Here is a 17,433-nt window from a genome sequence, read left to right on the forward strand (position 1 = left end):
TTATGTAAACAAAAACCGTGCCGTCATTTTGTCTCGAGTAAGACTGACTGGCACGGTTAAATTCCGGTCTCATTCCGTTTAAGATTTGACAATAGCTACCCCGGCACTGGTTCCGAGCCGGTCGGCTCCCGCCGCAATCATACATTCCGCCTGCTGACGATTGCGGATACCGCCGGATGCCTTAACTTTGATTCGGTCACCGGCAATTGCCCTTAAAAGACGTACGTCTTCCTCTGTAGCGCCGCCTCCTGCAAAACCGGTTGATGTTTTCACAAAATGTGCCCCTGAATCCAGAACGGCTTGACAGGCCCGCTTCTTTTCTTCTTCGCTCAGAAGACAGGTTTCAATGATCACCTTCACAATTTTGTCTTCGGCGGCTTTAACCACGGCCCGGATATCATCAGTAACAGCTTCCCAGGCGCCGGCTTTCGCCGCCCCAATATGAATCACCATATCCAGTTCATCCGCTTTCCGCATAACCGCTTCCTGGGTTTCCGACACTTTGACCGAAGTAAGCGTAGCTCCCAGCGGAAACCCAATTACTGTTGCCACTTTAACCTCTGTACCGGCTAACAGATGGGCCGCCAAATCTACATAACCCGGATTGATGCATACCGCTGCAAACCGGTTTTCGGCCGCTTCCCGGCAAAGTCGCATGACATCATTCACGGTGGCTTCCGGTTTCAAAAGGGTATGGTCAATATATTGTGCTAAATCCATGCCGCTCCCTCCTTTGTTCTGAAATTATATTCGGGACACAATCCTGTAATTCCTTTTCCCGGAAAGGCTGGAAGAAAAACCGCTGCGCGTCTTTCGGCTCAAGGCGCAGGGCTCAGGGCGCGGGAAAGCCCACAAAAAAACAATCCGGCTCTACACCGGATTGCAAGATTGGTTAACTTACGACACATTCGCCTGACACTTAGGACAAGTGCCATAAAAATAAAATTGTTGTCCTGTAATGCGATAAGGCGTACTCTTTTCCACATTCTTCACAAACGCCTCGGAATTGATTCCTTCCAAATCCTCCACTTTGCCGCAGCAAAGACAGCGAATATGCGGGTGGCAGCTGGTATTGGCATCATAACGGAAACTATCCTCGCCGGCATTCAGAACTTGAACCAGGCCGATTTCCTCCAGGATTTCCATCGTTTTATAAACGGTGGCGAGACTCATTGTCGGATACACCGGTTGGAGTTCGTTAAAAACCATTTCTGCACTGGGATGCGACTTGGTAGAAGCGAGCATATGATAAATAGCCAAACGCTGCGGTGTTACCTTAAAGCCTTTGTCCCGAAGCATGGCGGTAACATTCAGTTCCATTATTTTACACCTTCCTTACAAAGAATAATCGCAAACGGAAAATTTTTATTGATTGCATTCGATTCTTATTTTACCCTTTCCTTCTACTTTTTGCAAGTCAAAAATTAAAAAAACTTAAAAAATTTTTAACATATCTATACAAGAAAGACCCAAAGGGTCTTTCAGTGGAAGGAAAGTATTTTACTTTTCGGTTCTTAAGAAGAATGTGTTATTTTTAGAAACAACCCGAAAAGTTATACTTTCCGATCTCATAAAAAAGACCCCGTAACCTAAACGGGGCTTCGCGAATCCAAACTTACTGCATTTGTTGATTCTGGCTGCTAAATTTGCTCTGAGCCTGAGAAAGATCCTGCGGGTTGGCATTTTTCGGATTATAGTATCCCTTTTGCTGCATGACGTCAAAAATCTGCTTTTGTTGACTATACAAATCTCCCAGTACAGTCATATAATCACGGCGGAGCTGGTCACTGCCGGCTTCCAGTATATACGTATTTACCGCTTCCGCCAGATGTTTAGATTCATTCAGCGCCAACTGCAGAAGATCACGGTCGGAGATTTGCAGGCCTTGACCGCCATATTGACCGGACGTTTGGTTCTGTTGTCCTGTTTGGGCCATGTTTGTCACCTCAATTTCAAATTGTTTTAGATTGCGATTCTGCCGATTGGTTGAAAAGTTACTTGCTATTTTGCCGGTTCCAATCAGCAGTTACAGCATTACCACCATCCGGCTATTGTAATGTCTGTCCGGCGTTAAGATGTTTATTCATAGTTTGAAAATGTTGTTGATTTTTTTGGGCCATTTGTTGGAAGAGCTGCTTCCCTTGATTGTCCTGAATTGTATTGGCCAGGAAATTCAGTGTTTTGACCGAAGTTTGTTCCATCGTTAGAAAATCTTCCAATTGCAACAATTCTTTTGCTGTCAGCATTGAAATCCCCCCTTTCGGAAAATAGCATTTACCGTTTCCTGGCTCGCTATGCGCTATTTTCCTTCCAGACCATAACCTTATTCCGTCCACTTTGTTTTGCCCGGTACAAAGCCTGGTCGGCCCGCTCCACCATTTCATCCCTGGTTATCGCCGGAACTGCCGGCGTATCGATGGTAGCTACGCCAATACTGACAGTAACTTGAATGACCGTTCCCGCATCAATAACAAAATTGCGTTCCGCTACCTGACGGCGAAAGCTGTCTGCCACCTCAACCGCTGCCGTTACTCCTGTTTCCGGCAAAATAACGGTAAACTCTTCGCCGCCATACCGGGCGCAAATACTGGTACCGGCAAAAAACTCACGAATCATGGCGCCCATTTGCTGCAGCACCGCGTCACCGGCTACATGCCCCCATGTATCATTCACTTTTTTGAAATAATCTATATCCAAGATGAGTAAGCTTAGTTTCCGTCCATGTAGATGCGCCCGGTTCAACTCACGCGTCAGACTGGAGTCAAAATTGCGACGGTTGGGCAATTTGGTCAGCGCATCCGTCAGGGCAATCTTTTGCACGTTCTCATACAGATAGGCTCTTTCTAAACCAACCGCCGTCTGTCCGGCAATGGTCCCCAGGATCATTTCCATGCCGGGTGGAATTTCAAATTTAGGATTGTTCCAGCCGAACACAATCAGACCCTGTAATTTGCCGCTGGAAAGAAGCGGTAGAATGTTCAAGCGCCGTTTCATTAAAACAGACATTGTAATTAAGCCCTGGTCTTCAGTAAGGTCCTGTTCCAGATAACTCAAATCAGCCCAGGGCCAAGCGACCTGTCCGTCGGAAAAGACCCGCTGCAAATGATTGATCTCACCGGTCGAAAACTGCTGCACAAACACCGGTTCCGCATGTACGCCGTCGTCACGGGCGTGCATAATAAAAGCGGCCGCACAATCGGAATAAAACAGTTCGTGCAACTGATGCGTTACTTTCGTCAATAAGGCAACGGGTGATAATTCCGTAGCAATATTTTTTATAATGTCATACAAAAGTTTCAATTCGTTAAAACTTTGCAACGTGTTGGCAAACATCTTGGCGTTTTTTATCGCCACACCGGCATGGTGGGCAAAAACTGTTAAAAACTTGGCATCCTCCTCCGTAAAGCCCGCTGTTTGAGCGGAAAAAAGACCAAGTACGCCGATTACATCCCCGTTATGACGAATCGGTGCTCCCACCATGGATCGTAAACCGGCAATTTCCCACTCCGGCGCAAGTCTTTCCGGATCCTCGCGCAAATCACAAATCACAATCGCCTTTTTTTCCGTCAATACTGTTCCCATGAAACTTTTCGCCGGCAATAAATACTCGGGGGGTTTAAAACTACTTAGATAGGCCGCAATTTTCAATTGGGACGGTGACGTCTCATTTAAGGCCAGATACACATGGCTGCATTGAAAAATCGTTGCTGTTGCCTGTACAACCTGCTGCAGCATCTGGTCTAAATTATGCCCTGACGCCAGTGTGGCACCCAGACTGGTGAAAGTTTGCTTTAATAACTTGTTATTTTCTTTCACGCTTTTATATTGTTTGAAATTTCGCCCCACCAATACCCGGAGTGAGCGGGCTAATTGAGCTACCCGGTTATACGGACGAAGGATGGATGTTTCTACTAAAGATTTTAAGATAAATACATTGGCTGCTAATTTGTACATGTGACCCAGCAAATTATAGGAATCATTAGACTGCTGATAAAGAACGGCAGCTATCTCTACGGCAATGGACAGATACAGGGAAAACCGGAGAAAATAAATTTCCCGTTTTGTCGGATTTCGCCAACCGTACAAAAGAGCCGATACAGCGAATAACGCCATACAGACATACTCCAGACTGACTTTAAGCGGCGTATTGCCTTCCCCGGCCGCGAACATGGCGGGGAATAACTCGGGTACATAGGCTATCAATAAAATTAAAGCTACCGTACTGACAGCCGCCATCCCGGTCAAATGTTCCCGCTGCAGACAGCTGTTCTGAACCCGCCGCCGAATGAACAGCGCCCCAAACAGGCCGCAGGCAACAACCAGCCGGCTAACGATCCAATAAAGTTCGGATTTATTAACGCTGTTTGCAGTAAAAAAGGGCGGCATTCCCGGATACGAAAATGCATGGGCAAAATCCAGCATTCCCGCAGTTAAAAACGTAACCGCCAATACCAGATCCCGTCTGTCTTTAGTATGGCGCCAGCTGCTCCATACCACCCAGAATAACGTGAAACAGATCACCACGCTACTAAACTCCAAGCCCGTATGGATGAGCAAATAACCGTCCCCTGAAAATGTAACATAAAAAAGCCGGGGAAACATACTAATAAGAACTAACGGCAAGAAGATTAATATGATAAAGATAAGACATTTGCTTCTTTCGGGTACGGTAAATCCAGGATACATCTTCTCATCCCTCCTTGTTACATAACATCTGCGTACTACATCATATTCGAAAATAGGAGGTGAGGTGCCAACCTGGTTCCGGGTTATATTGCGTCTAAAATTATCTTTCCGGTCCATAAAAAAAGACTTCCGCACCGGTGTTACAACCGCTGCAGAAGTCTCCGACCGCAATAATCAAATTATTCTTCGCTCATTATTGCCTTTGCAGCATCGACTGCTTGCGCCCGCCGGCCGATGCGCAGCCATACCCGGACGGCATCGGCAATTACAAAGACAACCAGCACAATCATGACTAGGCTGGCACCGGCCAATAAATAATTTCGCTGCGGCAGATAGTTCAGAACAACATTCATATAACCCGCCGCCACCGTAGTTACTGCCAGAAAGCACATAGGAATGATGGTTGTCCAGGTATAACGCCCTTTGCCCATCCGGAAAAGAACGGTTGTGCCCACAGCCAGGGCCATACTTCCTAAAAGTTGATTGGCTACGCCGAACAACGGCCAGATTGTGGATATGGAACCGCCGTAAAGGAGATAACCCCAGGCAAAAGACATAAGAGCGCTGGTTACTATGAGCCCGGGCGTCCAATGTACATCTTTAAGCGGCTTATAGACACGGCCGCCCAGTTCCTGTAACAGATACCGGCCGACCCGGGTGCCGGCGTCAATCGTAGTAAGAATAAACAAGGCTTCGAACATAATGGCAAAATGATACCAGAAGGAAAGCAGCCCCTTTAAACCGGGAATCTTCTCAAAAATATGCGCCATGCCCACGGCAAGCGATACGGCACCGCCAGGCCGGCCGGCCACATTTTCGCCCACCATTTGGGACAAAGCCGGCAATTCATTGATATGCATGTGCAGCTTTGCAAAAATAGGCGGCAACGTATTGATCGCAAAATAATCGGCTGGAAACATACTGGTCGCGGCAATTAAAGCCATGAGGCCGACAAAGGATTCCACCAGCATGCCGCCAAAGCCCACCGCCCGAATTTCCGCTTCATTCGTTAACATTTTCGGTGTTGTGCCGGTAGCAATTAAGGCATGAAACCCGGAAATTGCACCGCAGGCAATGGTAATAAACATAAAGGGCCAGACAGGGCCGGGAATCACCGGACCGCCGCCGTGAATAAAAGGAGTCAGGGCCGGCATATGAATTTGCGGCCGGACGATAAGAATTCCTAAAGCCAGCGCCAAAATGGTGCCAATTTTCATATACGTACTGAGATAATCGCGCGGCGCCAGTAATAACCACACCGGCAAAGCCGCCGCCACAAAACCGTATACCGCAAGCATGACCGACAGTTGGGTCCGGCTGAAGGTAAAGAACGGCGCCAGCCAGGAAGACTGCACTGCCGGGCCGGCAAATACACCCGCCAGGACCAGCGCAACACCGATAAAAGAGGCTTCACCAATGTGGCCGGGACGTAAATAGCGCAAATAAATACCGACAAAAATCGCGGTGGGAATGGTCGCCGCCACCGTAAAGGTACCCCAGGGACTGTCATACAGAGCGTTAACCACTGCAATGGCCAGACCGGCCATAGTGATAATAAGAATAAATAATACCGCAATACTGGTTGCCAAACCGGAAGCTTCACTGATCTCCTTTTTGGCTATTTCCGCCACTGATAATCCGTCATGGCGCACGGAGGCGAAAAGAATGACCATGTCATGAACCGCACCGGCCGCTACGGCCCCAATTAAGAGCCATACCGTCCCCGGCAAATAGCCGAACTGTGACGCCAGCACAGGGCCGACTAAAGGACCGGCGCCGGCAATCGCTGCGAAATGGTGCCCAAACGTTACCCACTTATTGGTAGGGACATAGTCCCTGCCATCATTATGCCGCACTGCGGGAGTAACACGGGAAGGGTCCAGAACCAGTACTTTAGTCGCCATAAACGCACCATAATACCGGTAAGCCAAAATAAGTACCAGCGCTGCTATGATGACCAGGTTAATTGCATTCATCCGCTAGATCCTCCTTTACAAAATTGTTTGAACCCACATTTCGCATCCTGAACTTATAGCGACAATATTTCCCCCAATATATAGCCACTAAGTAACTAATAAGCTTATATTTGGTTAGAATCCACTTAGTTATCTTTTACAGGAGAATTATTGTCGAATGATAGAGGACTGCGAAAAGTGAGATTGAACATATTTAGCATACTCTAAAATGTAACAGGAGGAAACACAAATCGTCCCAATAGTATAAATTGCATGACGATTAGAAATAATCACGCGCTGAATAGAAAACAAGCCGTTACTTAAGACCGAAAATATCTTTCAATTCTTTAATTTGTCCTTTGCTAACCGGAATTTCGGTATCCGGCAAGCCTTCCATTTTAAGCCAGTAGGTTCCCTTAAACCAGGGGATCACTTCCTTGACTTTATTCATATTTACGACATAACTTTTATGTACCCGGATCAAGCCGGTATCCCGGAGGCGCTCCTCCAGTTCCATTAATGTCCCGTTATAAACATACTCCCCGCCGGATGTTACGACGTTGACAACCCCAGCCTGGGTATAAACATAAATAACGTCCTGATAATCCAGCAATACAATTTTGCCGTTCTTTTCCACCGGGAGTTTGCGCACAAAAAAACGGGTTCTCTTCAACGCTTCATCCACCCGGCCTGCCGCCTCCCTCCATTCACCGGGCCGATAGCTTCTAAGCCGTTCCACCGTGGCATGAAGGCGCTGCGCTTCAAATGGTTTCAGCAAATAATCAGTCGCCCCGACTTCAAAAGCCTTCACGGCGTACTCGTCATAGGCGGTGGCAAAAACAATGAGGGTTTGCGGCGCTATCTTGCGAATGATGAGCGCCGCTTCCATACCGGTCATCCCGCGCATCTGAACATCCATGAAAACGATGTCCGGCTTTATCCGGGGAATAAGCTCAATGGCAGCCGGTCCGCTGTCGGCTTCACCGGCCAATTCGATTCCTGCTTCCAGCGATAGCAAGTATTTCAGTTCATCTCTGGCCGGAGTCTCATCATCAACAACTACGGATCTAAGCAATGTCTTCCCCTTCTTCCTGCAGAAGTTTAGGCAGCCGCATAGTTACCGTTGTGCCTTTTCCCCGCTGGCTTTGCAGTGTCAGCCCCCAAGAGGCTCCATACTGACCGCGCAGCCGTTCATGCACATTAACCAGACCGATGCCTTCCCGGTTTCGTCCCGACAAAGGATGGTTTACCGCTAAATCCATTCCTACCCCATTATCCTTCACACTGATTTCAATCTCCCGCTCCCGTTCAACAATCCGTAAAAAAATGCAGCCGCCCTCTTCTTTGGGCTGCAAACCGTGCCGAATAGCGTTCTCCACCAAAGGCTGAACGGTTAACGACGGTATAAGATATTTTTCCACACCGGGACTGATATCTTCCCTAACCGCCAGCTTGTCCCCATACCGCGCCTGCTCAATGGATAAGTAGGCTTCCACCTGAGACAACTCTTCCGCAATGGTAATATTGCGGCCGGTTTTGTGCAGCACATGCCGGAAAATAGCGCTGAACTTAAGCAGCAATTCCCGGGCTAAGTCCGGCTTGGTCCGGATCAGGGAAGAAATCGTATTTAAGGTATTAAATAAAAAGTGGGGATTAATTTGCGCATATAGGGCTTTTAGTTCGGCCCGGGAAGCCAGCTTCGCCTGCCGGTCAATTTCCGCCAGTTCCAATTGAGTGGAAAACAAATGAGCCACTCCGGCGGCAAATTCCCGGTCTACCGCTTTCACCGCATTGGGACGGACATAGTATAGTTTTAGGGTGCCGGTGACCAGTCCCGCCCGTTTCAAAGGCACAATAATTACACTCGCCAGTTTGCAGTCCCAACTGGCGCAGCCGATTTCCTGCGGTATCTGGGCAATCAGCATGTTGCCGCTTTGCAGCACTTTAACCGTGGCATCCGATAGCATATTGCGTTTTTTGGCACAGCACTCTGTAGTATTGCCGATGAATGCCAGAACCTTTTCCGTATCCGTTATGGCCACCGCATCATAACGGTGGGTCGCCAGAATAATCCGGGCGGCGGCCTGTGCCGACTGCGGAGTGAGGCCATGCCGGAGATAAGACAGCGTCTGCGTGGCAATGGCCAGTGCTTTTTGCGACTGCTCGGCCCCAATCTTTTGCTCAGCCTCCATAACCGTTTTAATAATCAGCATAAAGATAGCTATTCCCAACGAATTGGTCACAATCATCGGGACAGCGATTTTTTGCACTAATGCGAGAGCCATATCATAGGGACGGGCTGTCACTAAGATAACTGCCATTTGCAGTGTTTCCCCCGCGATTCCTGCTCCCAGAGCCAGCCACCAGGGAATAGGCCGTCCAGGATACCAGCGCCGCACAAACCCGCCCAGTAATCCTTCCAACACATTGGCCAAGGCACAGGAAAATGCCGTAAACCCTCCCAGCAAAAAGCGATGCCCGCCGGCAATCAGTCCTGCCGCCACCCCCATCATGCGACCGCCAATCAAGCCGGCGGCCATAACTCCCACCACTCGGGAATTGGCCAGGGCATGGTCAACCGGAATACCGGCATAGGTGCCAACGATGCCAATGAACCCGAATAAAACCGCCAAAACGGCCCGGTCGCCAAAAGTAACCTGTCTGTTAACAATACGGCGAAAAACGGCCGTCTGCGATAATACGAAAGCCAGGGTAGCCGCCACACTAAGGCGCTGCATCATCTCGCCCAGCAAGGAAAAGTCCATGAAAATCCCTCCCCTTGTACTATCATAACAATATCATTTTCCAGTTACTTCGGCAACCAATGGGGATTGGGGAGATATTGGATATTGGATATTGGGGGTTAGGGGTTAGGGACTGGAGGTTGGAGGGACTGGGTTGATTTGGGGCGGGTGCCTGGATTAAAGCGTAAAAAAAGCGCCTTGCGATAAGGCGCTTTTTCATTGCAGTTGCCGGGGCCGGCGTACGCTGTCATAAACCAGTTTTTTAGCCGCTACCAGCACACTGGCAAGCAGCCAGAAGGACCAGTACATCGAAACCAGGGGATACGTCAGGGCAAAGGTGACGCCAAACAGAGCAAACGCCGGTTTCATCAGCAAAAACCAGGCGGTCAACCCTGAACCAAGGGCAAACGTAAAAATACACAGAGCTGCCAGACATGGGCTATTACGATTTAAGGATATTTTGCTCCCTTTGTCGCCGATAAACACCAAGGCCGCAATCAGGATAATGGCTCCCAAGAATGGTTTCGCCAGTACCAACCCGTTGCTTATGCTGTCCCATAAGGCATGCACAATGCCACCCCCTTAGAATTTGTACTACTTTTATATATTTACCTGTATTTGGAAATATACCAATTATTTTCTGGAGAATGATTTCCTATCCGGCTGATCTTATACTATAATAGATACGAATATAGTTTTTAAGGTTGGTGACATTTGCTTGCAACTTACAGAAATTACGGCCTTAATCGCCCGGGAACTTGGGATTCGTCCCCAACAGGTGGCCGCGACCGCCAAACTTTTGGACGAAGAGAATACCGTGCCTTTTATCGCCCGCTACCGTAAGGAAGTTACGGGCGAACTCAACGAAGAACAGATCCGTTCCGTCATGGAACGCCTGCAATACTTGCGCAATCTGATCAAACGTCAGGAAGAAATCCTTGCCTCCATTGAAGAGCAAGGCAAGATGACGCCCGAACTTATGGGCGCTATTACCGCGACTACTAAATTACAGGACCTGGAAGATTTGTATCTTCCGTTCCGTCCTAAAAAGCGGACCCGGGCTCAAATTGCCCGGGAAAAAGGTCTGGAACCCTTGGCCGAACTCATTCTGGCCCAGGAAATGATCGACGGCGACCCCCTTGTTCTGGCCGCCGCCTATCTCAACCCGGAAAAAGAAATCAACACGCCGGAAACGGCATTGGCCGGTGCGATGGACGTTATTGCCGAGTCGGTCAGCGAACGGGCGGATATTCGGGCTCAGTTGCGCAAACAGCTCTGGACCAACTCTGAAATAGCAACCAAGTTAGCTGTCCCGGAAGAAGAAGGAAAAGAGTTCCTTAATTATAAAGAGTATCACGAACCGGTCAAACGTATGCCATCCCACCGGATTTTAGCGGTAAACCGGGGCGAGAAAAAAGGCGTTCTGAAAGTTCACTTGCAAACCGACCACGACGCCAACACCGCTCTCATTGTACGGCAAACCAAAAAAGGAGCATCCATTTTCAGCGACCTTCTCCTTACTGCCATCACCGATGGCTATAAACGCTTGCTATTTCCCGCCCTCGAGCGGGAAATCCGCTCCCAGCTTACGGAAAATGCCGAGAAACAGGCGATCCGGGTTTTCGGTCTTAACCTCAGACAGCTTCTGCTGCAGCCGCCTTTAGCGGGACATGTGGCGATAGGCCTTGATCCGGGCTACCGTACGGGCTGCAAAGTGGCCGTCGTCAGTCCGACGGGCCGGGTGTTGGAAACCGGTGCAATTTATATTACCATGAGCGACGCCCAGCGCGAAAAGGCGGCCGAGGTTCTCCTTGCCGCAATCCGACGGCATAACGTTACTTTAATTAGCATCGGCAACGGAACAGCCTCCTATGAAACGGAAGAATTTGTTGCCCGCCTGATTCAGACCCATAACTTAAATGTGCATTACCTGATTGCCAATGAAGCCGGCGCTTCGGTTTACTCGGCGTCCAAACTGGCCAAGGAGGAATTGCCCGACCTTGACGTGTCGCTACGCGGTGCCGTATCCATCGCCCGCCGGATACAGGATCCTCTGGCCGAACTGGTCAAGATCGATCCGAAATCAATCGGTGTAGGCCAATACCAACATGACGTCAATCAAAAAGAATTGGAAAAAACCCTTTCGACGGTAGTAGAATCCGGGGTTAACCATGTAGGGGTTGAACTTAACACCGCCTCGGTGGAGCTACTAAAATATGTTTCCGGCATCAACGCCAGTGTGGCCAAAAACATCGTCTCCTTTCGCGACCAGCACGGTTCCTTTGCCAGCCGGTCACAACTGTTAAAAGTACCCCGCCTGGGACAGGCTTCTTTTACGCAATGCGCCGGCTTTTTGCGCCTGGCCGGCAGTGATCACCCTCTCGACAATACGCCGGTGCATCCCGAATCGTATGCTTTGGCGGAAGCCATTTTGGGTAAATTGGGTTATTCGCTAAAAAACCTGCAAAATAAAGAAACGCTGCGACTCATCCAGGAAAAAGCTGCCGTTGCCGATGTTTCCCGTCTGGCGGCTGAACTGGCAGCAGGCGAACCTACGGTCCGGGATATTCTTGCCGCCTTGGCTAAGCCGGGCCGGGACCCCCGGGAGGACTTGCCGGCTCCGCTGACCCGGAAAAATATTGTGAAGCTTTCCGATCTAATGCCGGGCTCCGTAGTGAAAGGAACCGTGCATAATGTGACCGATTTTGGTGTTTTTGTCGATATCGGCATCAAAACCAACGGCTTGATTCACCGCTCCGAACTAAGTCATAAACCATTCCGTCACCCCTTGGACATTGTTTCCGTCGGCGACATCATTGACTGTATGATCCTCAGCGTCGACGAAGCCCGGGGCCGTATCGCCCTTAGCCTGAAACAGGTACCAAAAGAATAGATCCATCCGGCATACAAGAAAAATTATCTTGTATGCCTTTTTTGTCACGAATTTGACACATTGATTCTTTATGATAAAAAAAGTCAAGCAACCCCGGCAGGGAAAAATACAATTGCTTACATGTCCGAAATTAGTTGCGCAAGCAACAATTTTCTGACTTTTTTTCTAACGCCGGACTAAAGAAAGGTGAGCCTATGGCAAATAATCAAAATGGGCCTTATATCGGCAAATGGATCACTGTCCTTTACCGGCTGAGGCATTCCTTTTACGACCGCTGTTTTGCAGAGTATGGTTTTGGCGGCAGCCAGTTTCTTTTTCTCCTGGCCTTATCCCATCGGGAAGGAGCCACTCAGGATGAAATCAGTAAACATCTGAACGTGGATAAAGCAACTACGGCCCGGGCTCTCGCCGGTTTAGAAAAGCTCGGCTATGTTCGCCGGGAAACCTCGCCCGATGACCTGCGGGCCTATAAAGTATTTTTAACGGAACAAGGCCGGAGTCTTGAACCGAAAATTCAAATTATATTACGGCAATGGGCCGGCCTCATCATGGAAGGATTTACTCCCGACGAACAAAAATCGGCTTATGACTTGCTGGAGCGTATGGCCCAAAACGCCGTTACTTTCCGGTTTAGTCAGCCTGATTACAATGAACCGTCCTGTATAGAGAGGAGCTAGCGGATTATGAAACGCCAATTTTGGCAGAATAAAAGCAGAAAAATACTCATACTTACCGGTATTGTGGCAGTATTGTGCCTAGGAATTATCACGGCTCAGGCCGTACGGAATCATTCGCTGAGTACTTCGAAAAACGCCAATAGAATGCAGACCACCACCGTCGATGCCATGACGGTTTCCCGCAGTGACCTCATAAAGCGCATTTCCCTGACCGGCCAAACCGTGCCGGAAGCACAGGTGGATATTGCCGCCAAATATCAGGGAAAAGTTGTGCAGGTAGCCGTTAACCTTGGACAACGGGTTTCCCCCGGCCAGGTTTTAATCGTACAGGATACGGGAGACGCCGATATCTCCATTTCGGAAAATCAGGCTGCTTATCAGCAGGCTTCCGCCGATGCCGTGACTACTCAGGCTTCCTTTGGGGCCAATTATGATAAGGCCAAGGCCGATTATCAACGCGCTTTGAATACGTACCAGCGCTATAAATCCTTATATGATGTAGGCGGTATATCCAAAGAGGACTTGGCTACCAGCGAACAGGCAATGGCCGATGCCAAAGCCGCTTTAGATACACTGACCAATCAAATGAATGCCAGCGCTGTCCCTGCTGCAGTTGAATCGGCCCGCGCTGCTGCTGACAAAGCGCAGCAAAGCGTCCAGGCCGCCGCCAAACAGCGCGACGATTTGGTGCTGCGCGCGCCTCGCTCTGGAGTTATTGGCTATCGGCAAGTCGAAGTTGGCGATATGGTCTCGGCAGGACAGAAGTTGTTAAGTATTTATGATAACAGCAAAATATATGTTGATTGCCAGGTCTCAGAGCAAGATCTGCCGGCGTTAAGCGTAGGCATGAAGGTAACTGTTGGCATTGAATCGCTGGGAAAAACAATTCCTGGCCAAATTATCTACATTAGCCCGGCAAGTGATTCCTCGAATTTAACATATACATTACGTATTCTTTTGTCCAACCCCGATCAAACGGTTAAAAGCGGTATGTTTACCAGGACCATAATTAATTCCGTATTGCGTCCGGATACGATTGTAGTTCCCAAAGATGCCATACTGGAGAAGAATGGCCAAAACTATGTATTCGTAATTAATACACAGCATGTTATTGAACAACGTACCGTACAGGTAGGAGCACGGGGTGACACTAATGTTGAAATTTTAAGCGGTCTCAAAGAGGGCGAGCAAGTCGCTTTAACCAATTTAGCGCGCCTGCGGTCGGGATTGACCGTTGTTCCAAACCTTGTCACCCCAAAGGACCGAGGTGACAATTAGTGAATATCACTCGTTTTTCCATTAATAAGCCGATCGGTATTTCTATGATTGTCCTGCTGTTTGTCGTATTGGGATTGTTCAGTTTTTACCGTATCGGGGTAGAACTGCTGCCGGCAATCAATATTCCGTATGTCACCATAACGGTGAATTATCCCGGAGCGGGTACGGAACAAGTAGAACAGGATGTCATCAAACCTCTGGAAAATTCATTATCTTCCTTGTCTAATTTGAAACACATGACTTCCGTTGCCCGGCCCGAAAAAGCCCAGATCACTTTGGAGTTTGAATTCTGGGCTGACGTAAACACTTCGGCGGTCGATGCGACTCAGTACGTTAATGCCGCACTCAGCAAGCTGCCAACAGGGGTTCAAACGCCGTCGGTCATAAAACGGGATATCAATGCTTCACCCATCATGGAAATTTCCGTAATTGCCGATAAGCCTTTGTCAGACGTATATACTCTGGCCAACGACGTATTTGTTGAACGGCTGCAGCGCGCCGGCGGAGTATCGGATGTTTCATTGTACGGCGGCCGGGATAAGGAAGTTGCCGTCGAAGTTGACAAGGATAAATTATCGTATTATGACATTTCGCTAAGCTCAATTATTAACCGGATTGAGCAAGAGAACGTTTTAACGCCGGCAGGGTCGGTGTTCAATGACAAAAAAGAAACGAATGTCCGTTTGGTAGCCCAGTATACTTCGCCGGAAGAACTTGCCTCAATTCACGTTACCAACGCGAAGGGGGTAAACATACCCTTAAACAACCTGGCTACGGTAAAAGAACAGGACCAGCGGGTCACCCGTTACGCCCGGACCAACGGCCAGGACGTAATCTCGATGACAATTTATAAGAACAGCGACGCTAACCTTGTTGATACAGCTAAAGCAGTCAAAGAGCAACTTAGCAGTTTGCAAAAAGATTATCCGGATTATCATTTTGTTGTCATTACCGACGCTTCCCAATATGTGCAAGACTCGCTGGATAATACATTAGAAGCATTGATTGAAGGATTGTTTACTACCGGCTTGGTGCTTTACTTGTTTTTGCGGGGCTGGCGCTCTACAGCCGCCGTTTTAATCGCCATCCCTACATCCTTGATTTCCACTTTTTTCGTTATGTATGTAGCCGGCTTTACCTTCAACATGATGTCCCTTTTGGGAATGTCCCTCTGCATCGGCATATTGGTTGACGACTCCATCGTTGTCCTGGAGAATATTCACCGTCATTTGGCAATGGGCAAAGATGCGAAAACGGCGGCGGAAGAGGGACGGACGGAAATCGGCATGGCTGCCATTGCCATAACCCTTTGCGATGTGGTCGTCTTTATGCCTATCGCTTTTATGAATGGAATGACCGGCCAGTATTTCCGCCAGTTTGGTCTTACCATTGTCTTTGCCACCTTGTGTTCCCTGTTTGTTTCGTTTACGTTAACACCCATGCTGGCGTCGAAGTTTTATAAAAATGGCCTGGGGGAACCGAAAGGCAAGATATGGGATTTCATGGCCTGGCTGGAAAAAACGGCAATCCTGAAATATGAAAAGCTGTTGCGCTGGAGTCTGAACAATACAAAAAAAATTATTGCAACCGTTACGCTGTTGTTTATCGGCGCAGTAGCAATGGTCCCCGCCGGCATCATCGGAGCCGAATATATGCCGAAAACCGATGAGGGCAGTTTTCGCCTCTTTGTTCAGTTCCCCGTAGGGCAAAATATTGACCAAACCAATCTGGCAGTAAGAAAAATAGAAGATTATCTCACAACCATACCGGAAGTAAAGAACTATTTATCGAGCGTCGGTCAGCCCGCCGGCAACTACGGCAGTGTCAGCGTTCAGCTGGTAGACAAAAAAGACCGGAGCCGCAGTATATGGCAAATTACCGATCAGGTACGGCAATATCTCCGGAAAAACTTTCCCCAGGCCTCGGCCCAGGTCAGTGAGACGCAGTCTTCTGTCGCCGGTGTATCGGGCGGCACCGGGACAGGCGGCGGCGGACCCAATTCTTCACCTGTACAAATTGAAATCCGGAGCGCCAGCTTGGAAAATATTGTTAAGGCCTCTTACCGGGTCCAGGACATTTTAGCCAAAATTCCCGGCATAAAAGATGTCCGCAGTTCTTATAGCGAAGGAATGCCGGAACTGCGCCTGACTGTCGACCGGGAAAAACTGAGATTCTATAATACGACCGTCAATGAAGTAAATAACGTATTCTCCGGGGCCATAACCGGCACACTGGCCGGATATTTTGCCAATGATCCCAATAATGATAACCAGGATACGGATATTTATGTCCGGCTTAAAGGCAGCGACGGCTTTAAGGCCTCCGATATCCGCTCTATTCCGGTGCAGTCCGGGACCGGATTAATAAGATTGGATGACGTGGCTCAGGTGAAAGATAACGTTGGTCCGGTTATGCTGCGGCGTGTCGATAAACAGGAATCGATCAATATTGCCGCCAATATAACCGACCGTCCCCTGCAGGACGTTTTAAAGGATATTGCCAAAAATATCAAGCCCGAGGATCTGGGTCCCAATGTTACCTACCGCTTTACCGGGCAGGCGGATAATATGAATGAGACCTTTAGCGAAATGGGCCAGGCCTTACTATTATCCCTGTTACTTGTGTATATGTTGCTGGCAACCTTGTATGAATCTGTTGCCACTCCTGTTATCCGGATGTTTTCCCTTCCCTTCGGCTTAATCGGAGCGCTGGCCTTTTTGGCGATTACCCGCAATACCATTAATCTGTATTCCCTGATTGGAATCCTGGTTATGGATGGTGTGGTAGCGAAAAACGGCACCTTGCTCCTGGATTACACCCTGACCCTGATGGACCGGGGCGTGAAAGCAGAAGACGCCATTATTGAAGCAGGTAAAACCAGATTAAAACCTATTTTTATGACCTCATTAACAATGATTGTGGGAATGCTGCCAACCGCACTGGCTATGACAGCGGGGTCGGAAACAAGAGTCAGTATGGCCTGGGTAGTAATTGGCGGATTAATTTCTTCTACCTTCTTTACCCTGATTGCCATCCCAATTATTTTCCTGCACTTTCAAAATCATCCTTTGTCCCGGAGATTAGGAAATTTGCTCAGACGATTAAAGACGAGACTGCATCAGCCATCTCAGAATTCATGATATAACATCGTTTCTATGGACGGTTGCCTTTTTACCGCCGGGTAAAAAAGCAACCGTCCT

At 48.6% G+C, this 17,433-nt stretch carries 13 protein-coding genes; 4 read left to right on the forward strand and 9 right to left on the reverse strand.

The features are described from left to right. Positions 1-78 precede the first annotated feature (78 nt). From deoC to LUCIF_RS05720, 9 genes are all read right to left on the reverse strand, one after another. Positions 79-720 carry a deoxyribose-phosphate aldolase gene (gene deoC, locus LUCIF_RS05680; RefSeq protein ID WP_122626907.1) on the reverse strand — a complete coding sequence of 214 codons (642 nt, stop codon included), beginning with the start codon at positions 718-720 and terminating at the stop codon, positions 79-81. Positions 721-897: 177 nt separating this feature from the next. Then, positions 898-1,320 carry a transcriptional regulator PerR gene (gene perR / locus LUCIF_RS05685; RefSeq protein ID WP_122626908.1) on the reverse strand — a complete coding sequence of 141 codons (423 nt, stop codon included), beginning with the start codon at positions 1,318-1,320 and terminating at the stop codon, positions 898-900. Positions 1,321-1,615: 295 nt separating this feature from the next. Next, complete coding sequence (locus tag LUCIF_RS05690; protein ID WP_122626909.1) at positions 1,616-1,936, reverse strand: spore coat protein; 321 nt, start codon at positions 1,934-1,936, stop codon at positions 1,616-1,618. 112 nt (positions 1,937-2,048) lie between these two features. Next, complete coding sequence (locus LUCIF_RS05695; RefSeq protein WP_122626910.1) at positions 2,049-2,246, reverse strand: ferritin-like domain-containing protein; 198 nt, start codon at positions 2,244-2,246, stop codon at positions 2,049-2,051. A gap of 46 nt (positions 2,247-2,292) precedes the next feature. Continuing rightward, positions 2,293-4,686, reverse strand: coding sequence for an MASE3 domain-containing protein (locus LUCIF_RS05700; RefSeq protein ID WP_165865902.1), 2,394 nt, complete (start codon positions 4,684-4,686; stop codon positions 2,293-2,295). A 179-nt stretch (positions 4,687-4,865) separates the two neighbouring features. After that, positions 4,866-6,662 (reverse strand): carbon starvation CstA family protein, encoded by a 1,797-nt coding sequence (locus LUCIF_RS05705; RefSeq protein ID WP_122626912.1) that lies wholly within the window; start codon positions 6,660-6,662, stop codon positions 4,866-4,868. 295 nt (positions 6,663-6,957) lie between these two features. Next, positions 6,958-7,716 (reverse strand): LytR/AlgR family response regulator transcription factor, encoded by a 759-nt coding sequence (locus LUCIF_RS05710; protein ID WP_122626913.1) that lies wholly within the window; start codon positions 7,714-7,716, stop codon positions 6,958-6,960. Next, positions 7,709-9,406, reverse strand: a complete 1,698-nt coding sequence (locus tag LUCIF_RS05715; RefSeq protein ID WP_122626914.1) for a sensor histidine kinase — start codon at positions 9,404-9,406, stop codon at positions 7,709-7,711. The genes LUCIF_RS05710 and LUCIF_RS05715 overlap by 8 nt, the downstream gene beginning before the upstream one ends. Positions 9,407-9,601: 195 nt before the next feature. Next, positions 9,602-9,955 carry a hypothetical protein gene (locus LUCIF_RS05720; protein ID WP_122626915.1) on the reverse strand — a complete coding sequence of 118 codons (354 nt, stop codon included), beginning with the start codon at positions 9,953-9,955 and terminating at the stop codon, positions 9,602-9,604. Between the two features lie 148 nt (positions 9,956-10,103). On the opposite strand from LUCIF_RS05720, the gene LUCIF_RS05725 reads away from it, so the two are divergent. The 4 genes from LUCIF_RS05725 (at position 10,104) to LUCIF_RS05740 (ending at position 17,373) form a co-directional block, all read left to right on the forward strand. Further along, positions 10,104-12,278 (forward strand): Tex family protein, encoded by a 2,175-nt coding sequence (locus LUCIF_RS05725; RefSeq protein ID WP_122626916.1) that lies wholly within the window; start codon positions 10,104-10,106, stop codon positions 12,276-12,278. Between the two features lie 194 nt (positions 12,279-12,472). Then, positions 12,473-12,955, forward strand: a complete 483-nt coding sequence (locus LUCIF_RS05730) for a MarR family winged helix-turn-helix transcriptional regulator (RefSeq protein ID WP_122626917.1) — start codon at positions 12,473-12,475, stop codon at positions 12,953-12,955. Between the two features lie 6 nt (positions 12,956-12,961). Next, positions 12,962-14,233 carry an efflux RND transporter periplasmic adaptor subunit gene (locus LUCIF_RS05735; RefSeq protein WP_122626918.1) on the forward strand — a complete coding sequence of 424 codons (1,272 nt, stop codon included), beginning with the start codon at positions 12,962-12,964 and terminating at the stop codon, positions 14,231-14,233. Then, positions 14,233-17,373 (forward strand): efflux RND transporter permease subunit, encoded by a 3,141-nt coding sequence (locus tag LUCIF_RS05740; RefSeq protein ID WP_122626919.1) that lies wholly within the window; start codon positions 14,233-14,235, stop codon positions 17,371-17,373. The genes LUCIF_RS05735 and LUCIF_RS05740 overlap by 1 nt, the downstream gene beginning before the upstream one ends. Positions 17,374-17,433 lie beyond the last annotated feature (60 nt).

It is taken from the genome of Allolucifera butyrica, from assembly GCF_900476375.1.
GTDB classification, from domain to species: Bacteria; Bacillota; Negativicutes; order Sporomusales; family UPPP01; genus Lucifera; species Lucifera butyrica.

Coding starts and splice junctions, on each gene's coding strand:
- deoC (WP_122626907.1), bottom strand. CDS start 720: ATGGATTTAGCACAATATATTGACCATACCCTTTTGAAACCGGAAGCC.
- perR (WP_122626908.1), bottom strand. CDS start 1,320: ATGGAACTGAATGTTACCGCCATGCTTCGGGACAAAGGCTTTAAGGTA.
- LUCIF_RS05690 (WP_122626909.1), bottom strand. CDS start 1,936: ATGGCCCAAACAGGACAACAGAACCAAACGTCCGGTCAATATGGCGGT.
- LUCIF_RS05695 (WP_122626910.1), bottom strand. CDS start 2,246: ATGCTGACAGCAAAAGAATTGTTGCAATTGGAAGATTTTCTAACGATG.
- LUCIF_RS05700 (WP_165865902.1), bottom strand. CDS start 4,686: ATGTATCCTGGATTTACCGTACCCGAAAGAAGCAAATGTCTTATCTTT.
- LUCIF_RS05705 (WP_122626912.1), bottom strand. CDS start 6,662: ATGAATGCAATTAACCTGGTCATCATAGCAGCGCTGGTACTTATTTTG.
- LUCIF_RS05715 (WP_122626914.1), bottom strand. CDS start 9,406: ATGGACTTTTCCTTGCTGGGCGAGATGATGCAGCGCCTTAGTGTGGCG.
- LUCIF_RS05730 (WP_122626917.1), top strand. CDS start 12,473: ATGGCAAATAATCAAAATGGGCCTTATATCGGCAAATGGATCACTGTC.
- LUCIF_RS05735 (WP_122626918.1), top strand. CDS start 12,962: ATGAAACGCCAATTTTGGCAGAATAAAAGCAGAAAAATACTCATACTT.